Below are 6,006 nucleotides of genomic sequence, written 5' to 3'. Positions count from 1 at the left end.
GCGCAGGGCCGCCCGGGCGACGTCCTCGGCGTTCAACCCCGCAGAGTGTGCGGCCAGGCGCCGCACCGCGCGCAGGTAGCGCTCACGCGTGGGCTCGTCCATCCCGGCGTACGCGCCGCTCGGGTCCTGCCGGAGCAGCGTGTCCACGGCACCGGAGAGAGCGGAAAGAGCTTTCGACATCGGAGTGTATCCTAGGAGGGATTCGAGAGGGCGGCCGGGCCGACCCACTGCGACGAGTCAGGCGGAGGGTGTCGTCAATGCCCCATCCCGGACCGCGGGAGCCTCGATGGGGCGCTCCAGGTGCCACATCCAGAGAGGTGCGGCCGCCCAGACCAGCGCGAAAAGCGCGGCCAGGGGGAGCCGGTCGGGGGCGGCGGCGGCAACGACCGGGAGGACCCCGGTCCCTAGGGCCACCGAAGGCCACATGATCCGCAGGTACTGCCTTCCGGTGTGCGGCTCTTCCCCGCCCTGCCGCTGTGCTGTCCACTCGGTGCGCCGTGTCCGTGAAACCAGGGCGCGCCATGCTCCCTGGGCAGCGGCCGCCCCCGAGACGGCCGCCCAGTGGGCCAGGGCCATGACCGCAAACCCGTTCCGGAGCATCCGGTGCAGGTACCCGCTCCACACCCGGCGGGCGACGCCGCGCCCGCCGGACAGCGTGGCGGCGAGACAGATCCAGGTGTCCAGCGCCTGCAGCAGGAGGTTGTGCGAGAGGCCCACCACCGTCCACGCCAGCGCCGGGCCGGGGAGCACCGTCCAGCCCAGCAGCAGCACCACCAACATCGCCGGGCGCACGGAGGCCGAGAGCCCGAGCCGGAGCAGCCGCAGCCGCAGCGCCCACGGGACGGGATTGCGCCGTGCGCGCCCCTTCCGGTCGCGAACGTACGGGAAGAGCCAGGGGGCGAGCTGGCAGTCTCCGCGCGTCCACCGCGCGTCCACTCGCTTCTGCACCCCGTAATGGTCGATGGGGCCCACCGTCATACGGACGTCCCCCACATTGGCGGCCCGTGCGTAGAAACTTTCCAGGACGTCGTGGCTCGGTACCGCGGCCGGAGTGAGCACGTCCCGAAGCACGGCCCGCCAGGCGTCCACGTCCACCAGCCCCTTGCCGTGGAACTGCCCCGCCCCGAACACGTCGGTGTAGAAGTGCGGCCTGTGCCCCGCCGGTGCCGCAGGGCGGTCCGGGGAGGGCCTGCCGTGCAGCAGGTCGGTGTAGCGGGTGCGCACCGCGGGTGGGGCGCTCCGCTCCGCTGGCTGCAGCAGACCGTATCCCCCGGTCACGCGCCCGCTCCGCCGGTCCACCCAGGGCTCGTTGAGCGGGTGCGCCGCCGTGCGCACCAGGGCGGCCGCGTGCCCGGGGTCCAGCTGGTCCGTGTCGTCCAGGGTGATCACGTAGCGGAAGGCAACCCCTGCGCCCGCCCGCGGCAGGTTCCCGAAGACCCAGCGGAAGCCGGTCTCGGCACCCGGCTCGCGGAGGAGCCGAAACAGCTCCTCCAGCTTCCCACTCTTGCGCAGCCAGCCGGTCCAGTTCCCCTCGTCCGGATTCCAGGCGCGCTCACGGTGCAGAACGAAGAAGCGGTCACCCGTGGCGCTCTGGTGGCGAGCGTTGAGGCTGCGGACCGCCCCCCGGGCCGCCTCAAGGATCGCCCGGTCCCCGGGAAGGGACCGCGCGGCGGCGTCGGTGAAGTCCGACAGCAGCGCGAAGCGCAGGTTGGGCCCCGGGTTCTCCGCCGCCAGCCGCTGGAGCCGGACCACCTGGCGACGGGCATCCTCAGGGGAGCGCAGCAGCGTGGGAATCACTACGAGCGTACGGTACTCGTCCGGGATCCCGTCCGCGAACGCCATCTTCGGCAGCACGCGCCGTGGAAAACGAGGGTGGAGGAGCCCGCGTGCCGCGGAGACAGCCGCCTCCATGGCAAGGGGAAGGACAGCCACACCCGCCAGGAGCAACATCCCCGCGCCCGCCCCCTGGTGGGCCGCGTACGCGAGGAGAGATACCACGAAGGCGGCCGTAAAGAGGGCGCAGAGGCCCAGGTAAAACGGGAGGGGGTGTCGCTGCAGGATGAGCTGCGCCCGCAGGCGGAGGGGAGGACGGTACCCCACCTCCCGCTCCAGCGCCGCAACGCCCGCACCGACCAGGTGATCGCCCACGTGCGCCGCCGCGGGACGGGCCTCCGGGTCGGCGGCCGCCGACCGGGCCCGGCGCAGGGCCGCCCGGGCGACGTCCTCGGCGTCCAGCCCCGCGGAATGTGCGGCCAGGCGCCGCACCGCGCACAGGTAGCGCTCGCGCGTGGACTCGTCCATGCCGGCGTACGCGCCACATGGGTCCTGCCGGAGCAGCGTGTCCACGGCACCGGAGAAGCTTCGCGGCATGCTCATGCGTATTTGAAGGTACGGAGGGCAGCCCTTCGCCTGCCCCGCCCGTGATTCAGTACAGGACGCGCGACTCCGCCGCGCGGCGCGCGTCACGCGACTTGCGGAGGTCCCGGACCACGTTGATCCGCTTCAGCCAGCGGTCGGTCCCGTCGTATCGGGCGCTGAACGGCTTGCGACCGTGCACTGCCTGGAAGTTGTCGATGAAGCAGACGCCTCCCGCCTCCAGCACCTGGTCTTCCAGGGCGCCGTCGATCTGCCGCGTCAGCTCCTCGAGCGCCGTCCGGGCCGCGGGATCCTCCACTCGATCCATGAAGTACGGATCCAGACGCACGTACGGGGCGTGCGGATCGCCGAACAGCACCGAGATCCTCTTCCAGGCGATGGGGTCTCCCAATGGGCGTCTCTGGTCGGAGGGACGCGGCGGCCGGGTCCGGACGGACGGCGGCACGCTGGACCCGCAGGTGTGGGGGGGCGGTGCGACGTGCCCCTGACCGGACCGGGCACGGCTTCGCCCTGTCGGTCACAGCGGAGGCCGTGACCTGTGGGCGTTTTTGAGAGTGTGCCCGCTCGCAAGGCAAGGCACATACCAGCCCCGGGACCAGCCAGCAGGCCTGGCTTTCCCGGAAGAACCAGGCTCCCGGCTGTGCAGTATCGTGCGATCAGGGCGGGTTCGCTGTACGCGGAATGCACACGCCCAGCTGTGAGCACCGTCCTGCACGGCCGGGAGCCTGTCGGCCGGCGCCGCGTGCTCGCGCGGTTTGTTGTGCTGGCGCCAAACATGCGTGCGCTTACGATTGGTGATCGGACCTGCAATCCGGGCAAACAATCGAATCGGGCCTGCCACCCCAGGCCGTCCCGTGGCGCCCCGCAAACCTATCTCGGGACATGGCAGGTAGAGAGCAGAGCGACTCGACGGCGCTCCGTGCATGTTCCCACGCCCGCCGCGAAGGAGCCTCATGGAACTCGGCCTGATGTTCTTCTCGACTCAAACGAGATCTGCCGACCGGAAGTATCAGCTCCTGCTCGACGCTGCCCGCTTCGCGGACAGAGAGGGATTCTCCAGCGTCTGGACGCCGGAGCGCCACTTCGATGCCTTCGGCGGCATCTTCCCGAACCCGGCCGTGACGAGCGCAGCGCTGGCCATGATCACGCGCCGGCTCCAGCTGCGCGCCGGAAGCCTGATCTCGCCCCTGCATCACGTCGTCCGGATCGTGGAGGAGTGGTCGGTGGTGGACAACCTCTCCGGCGGACGGGTCGCCCTCTCGTTCGGCTCCGGCTGGAACGTCAACGACTTCATCTTCTTTCCGGACCGGTACGAAACCCGGCAACTGCACATGTATGAGCAGATCGAGCAGGTGCAGCGGCTGTGGCGGGGCGAGCCGGTCGTGCAGCGGAACAGCTATGGAAAGGAGGTCGAGCTCAGCATCCACCCGAAACCTCTCCAGCCCGTCCTCCCGACCTGGGTGACCTCTTCCGGAAACGTGGAGACCTTCAGGAGCGCCGGCCGGATCGGGGCCAACCTGCTGACGCACCTGATCGGGCAGGATGTCGATGCACTGGAGGAGAAGATCCGGGCGTACCGCGAAGCGCGGGCGGAGAGCGGCTTCCCCGCCGACGAGGGAGTGGTGTCCCTGATGCTTCATACGTTCGTCGGCACGGACGTCGAGGAGGTCCGGGAGACCGTCCGTCAACCCTTCCGCGAGTACCTGCGCTCGGCCGTCCTCCTGGAGACCGCGGCTGCCAGGGGAGGCGGAACGGTGAGCGGGGGAAGGCGGATCGGTGCCCAGGAGCTTCCGCCCGAGATCATGGACGAGCTGCTGGACATGACTTTCGACCGCTACTTCCACACGGCTGCGCTCATGGGAACCCCCGACTCGTGCCTGCCGCTGCTGGACCGGCTCGACCGGGCCGGCGTCGACGAGATCGCCTGTCTCATCGACTTCGGGGTGGCGGAGGAAGAGGTGCTGCGGGGATTGGAGCACCTTGGCGCACTTCGCCGGATGCTCTCTGTCGACCAGGGGATCGTGGCCCACCCGAGCTGAACGTCGGCGGAGTGCAGTAGGCGGTCCCGGCGAGCATGGACGGAGCCTCCTGTCCGCGTCTTCCCTGCAGGGTATTCTCCAGCCCGGGGCACGGAAACAAGATCGCGCGCCGTTTCCGCGACGCCATCCAGTCCCTGCTGGATGTGAGCATCCTCCTGGCGGGCGAGGTCCGATCTCCCCGCCGCGGCGTATACGAGGTGGCGATCGAGCCGGGCGCGCTCCCGCGGCACACCGCGGTCTCGCGGGGGATCGGCTCGCTGGACCCGATCCGTACGCGCGTCCTGCTCTGGCACCTGGGCCGGCTGGGGATGACGGTGACGGAGGCGGGGGCGCTGGTGGCGAAGCACGGGATGGACGTGGAGCGGGTGCTCCATCGCGTCCACTACGAGCGCACCGTGAAGGGAGGCCTGGACGCGCAGGGCCGGGAGATCACCCACTGGCCGCACTGGGTGGCCAAGGCGCTCAGGAAGCAGTGGACGTTCGACGAGCCGGAGTACGCCGCGTGGCTGGCGCGGCAGACGTCCCGCTTCGCGCTGCCCACAGAGCGGCGACCCGCGCGCCTCGCCGCGAGCCCCGCTCCCGCAGCCCCCACGGAGGACGCCCCGGCCCAGGTCCCGCTCGAGCTCGCCACGGACAACGTCTGGGGACGGGCGATTCGCGGCCTGCAGCCGAGAATATCGTGCCCGCTCCGGCCGCGCGACGAGACCGGGCGGATGCGCCGCGCCCTGGAAGCGGAGCCGCTCCCCTAGCGCTGGTGCGCGCCGCCCGTCCGGCTAGATTACCGGGCGGAGGCAGCGGCGCGGCACGCCCGGCGACGGGGCGGCGCGCCACACGGGTTCCGGACCGACGGGAGGAGGCGAAGTGAAGCTCGGACCAGGCTGGCTGATCGCGGCGGCGGTGCTGCTGTTCGTGGGGTTCCTAATGTACGCGAGCATGCCGCGCGTGCGGAACCGGTGCGAGGTGTGCCTGGAGTTCAATGGCGAGCTGGTGTGCCGCAAAGGAGCCGGCGCCACCGAGGAGGAGGCGCGCAGGGCGGCCCAGGAGAGCGCGTGCGGCGGGAACGCGCGCGGCATGTCCGAGTCCATCCGGTGCCGCAACGCGACCCCCGTCCGGGCGCAGTGCACCGCGACCTGAGATTCAGGCAGTTCACCCCCTCTCCCGAACGTGGGAGAGGGTGGCTCTCAGGCCGCCGGGTGAGGGCCTGCAAACGGCGCCCCCATCGGGAGATCCCGGTGGGGCGCCGTTTCGCACTTCGCACTCCTTACCGGATCCGCACCGGGATGCCGCTCACCATCAACACTACCTCGTCGGCGGCGGCGGCGAGCAGCGCGTTGGCGCGGCCCAGGGCGTCGCGGTACCAGCGGCCCAGGGTGGTCGGCGGGTGCACGCCCATCCCCACCTCGTTGGTCACCACCAGCGTGGTCCCCTCGCGTGCCAGGGCGGCTTCGCGCAGCGCCTCGGCTTCCGCGAGCACGGCGGCGAGGGCGGCCTCCTCCCCGGCGGCCTCGGCGGCCAGCAGCGCGTTGGAGGCGAGCACGGTGAGGCAGTCCACCAGCACCACGGGCGTCGAGGCCGCGCGGACGGCCTCCGC

At 71.2% G+C, this 6,006-nt stretch carries 6 protein-coding genes and 1 pseudogene; 3 read left to right on the top strand and 4 right to left on the bottom strand.

Annotated elements, in window-relative coordinates; all coding sequences use genetic code 11:
* The 3 genes and pseudogenes from VGR37_01665 to VGR37_01655 all read right to left on the bottom strand — a co-directional run.
* The coding region (locus VGR37_01665) for a hypothetical protein (GenBank protein ID HEV2146103.1) at positions 1-180 on the bottom strand (180 nt) is incomplete at its 3' end.
* Between the two features lie 57 nt (positions 181-237).
* Positions 238-2,376 (bottom strand): hypothetical protein, encoded by a 2,139-nt coding sequence (locus tag VGR37_01660; GenBank protein HEV2146102.1) that lies wholly within the window; start codon positions 2,374-2,376, stop codon positions 238-240.
* Between the two features lie 49 nt (positions 2,377-2,425).
* Positions 2,426-2,836 (bottom strand): annotated as a pseudogene (locus VGR37_01655) (TauD/TfdA family dioxygenase).
* Between the two features lie 493 nt (positions 2,837-3,329).
* Here VGR37_01655 and VGR37_01650 point away from each other — a divergent pair.
* From VGR37_01650 to VGR37_01640, 3 genes are all read left to right on the top strand, one after another.
* Complete coding sequence (locus VGR37_01650) at positions 3,330-4,415, top strand: LLM class flavin-dependent oxidoreductase (GenBank protein ID HEV2146101.1); 1,086 nt, start codon at positions 3,330-3,332, stop codon at positions 4,413-4,415.
* A gap of 143 nt (positions 4,416-4,558) precedes the next feature.
* The gene (locus VGR37_01645) at positions 4,559-5,164 is read left to right on the top strand and encodes a hypothetical protein (protein HEV2146100.1); all 606 of its coding nucleotides are present in this window, start codon (positions 4,559-4,561) and stop codon (positions 5,162-5,164) included.
* A gap of 112 nt (positions 5,165-5,276) precedes the next feature.
* Entirely contained in the window at positions 5,277-5,549 is a 273-nt protein-coding gene (locus VGR37_01640; GenBank protein ID HEV2146099.1) for a hypothetical protein, read from the top strand.
* A 127-nt stretch (positions 5,550-5,676) separates the two neighbouring features.
* Here the strand turns inward: VGR37_01640 and VGR37_01635 are convergent.
* Positions 5,677-6,006: bifunctional adenosylcobinamide kinase/adenosylcobinamide-phosphate guanylyltransferase (locus VGR37_01635; protein ID HEV2146098.1), on the bottom strand; the 330-nt coding region annotated here is incomplete at its 5' end.

The sequence above is a fragment of the Longimicrobiaceae bacterium genome, assembly GCA_035936415.1.
In the GTDB taxonomy this organism is placed as follows: Bacteria; Gemmatimonadota; Gemmatimonadetes; order Longimicrobiales; family Longimicrobiaceae; genus JAFAYN01.
Note: the sequence above shows the minus strand (reverse complement) of the source record. Positions and strands in the feature narration are given on the sequence as shown.

Coding starts and splice junctions, on each gene's coding strand:
- VGR37_01650 (HEV2146101.1), top strand. CDS start 3,330: ATGGAACTCGGCCTGATGTTCTTCTCGACTCAAACGAGATCTGCCGAC.
- VGR37_01660 (HEV2146102.1), bottom strand. CDS start 2,376: ATGAGCATGCCGCGAAGCTTCTCCGGTGCCGTGGACACGCTGCTCCGG.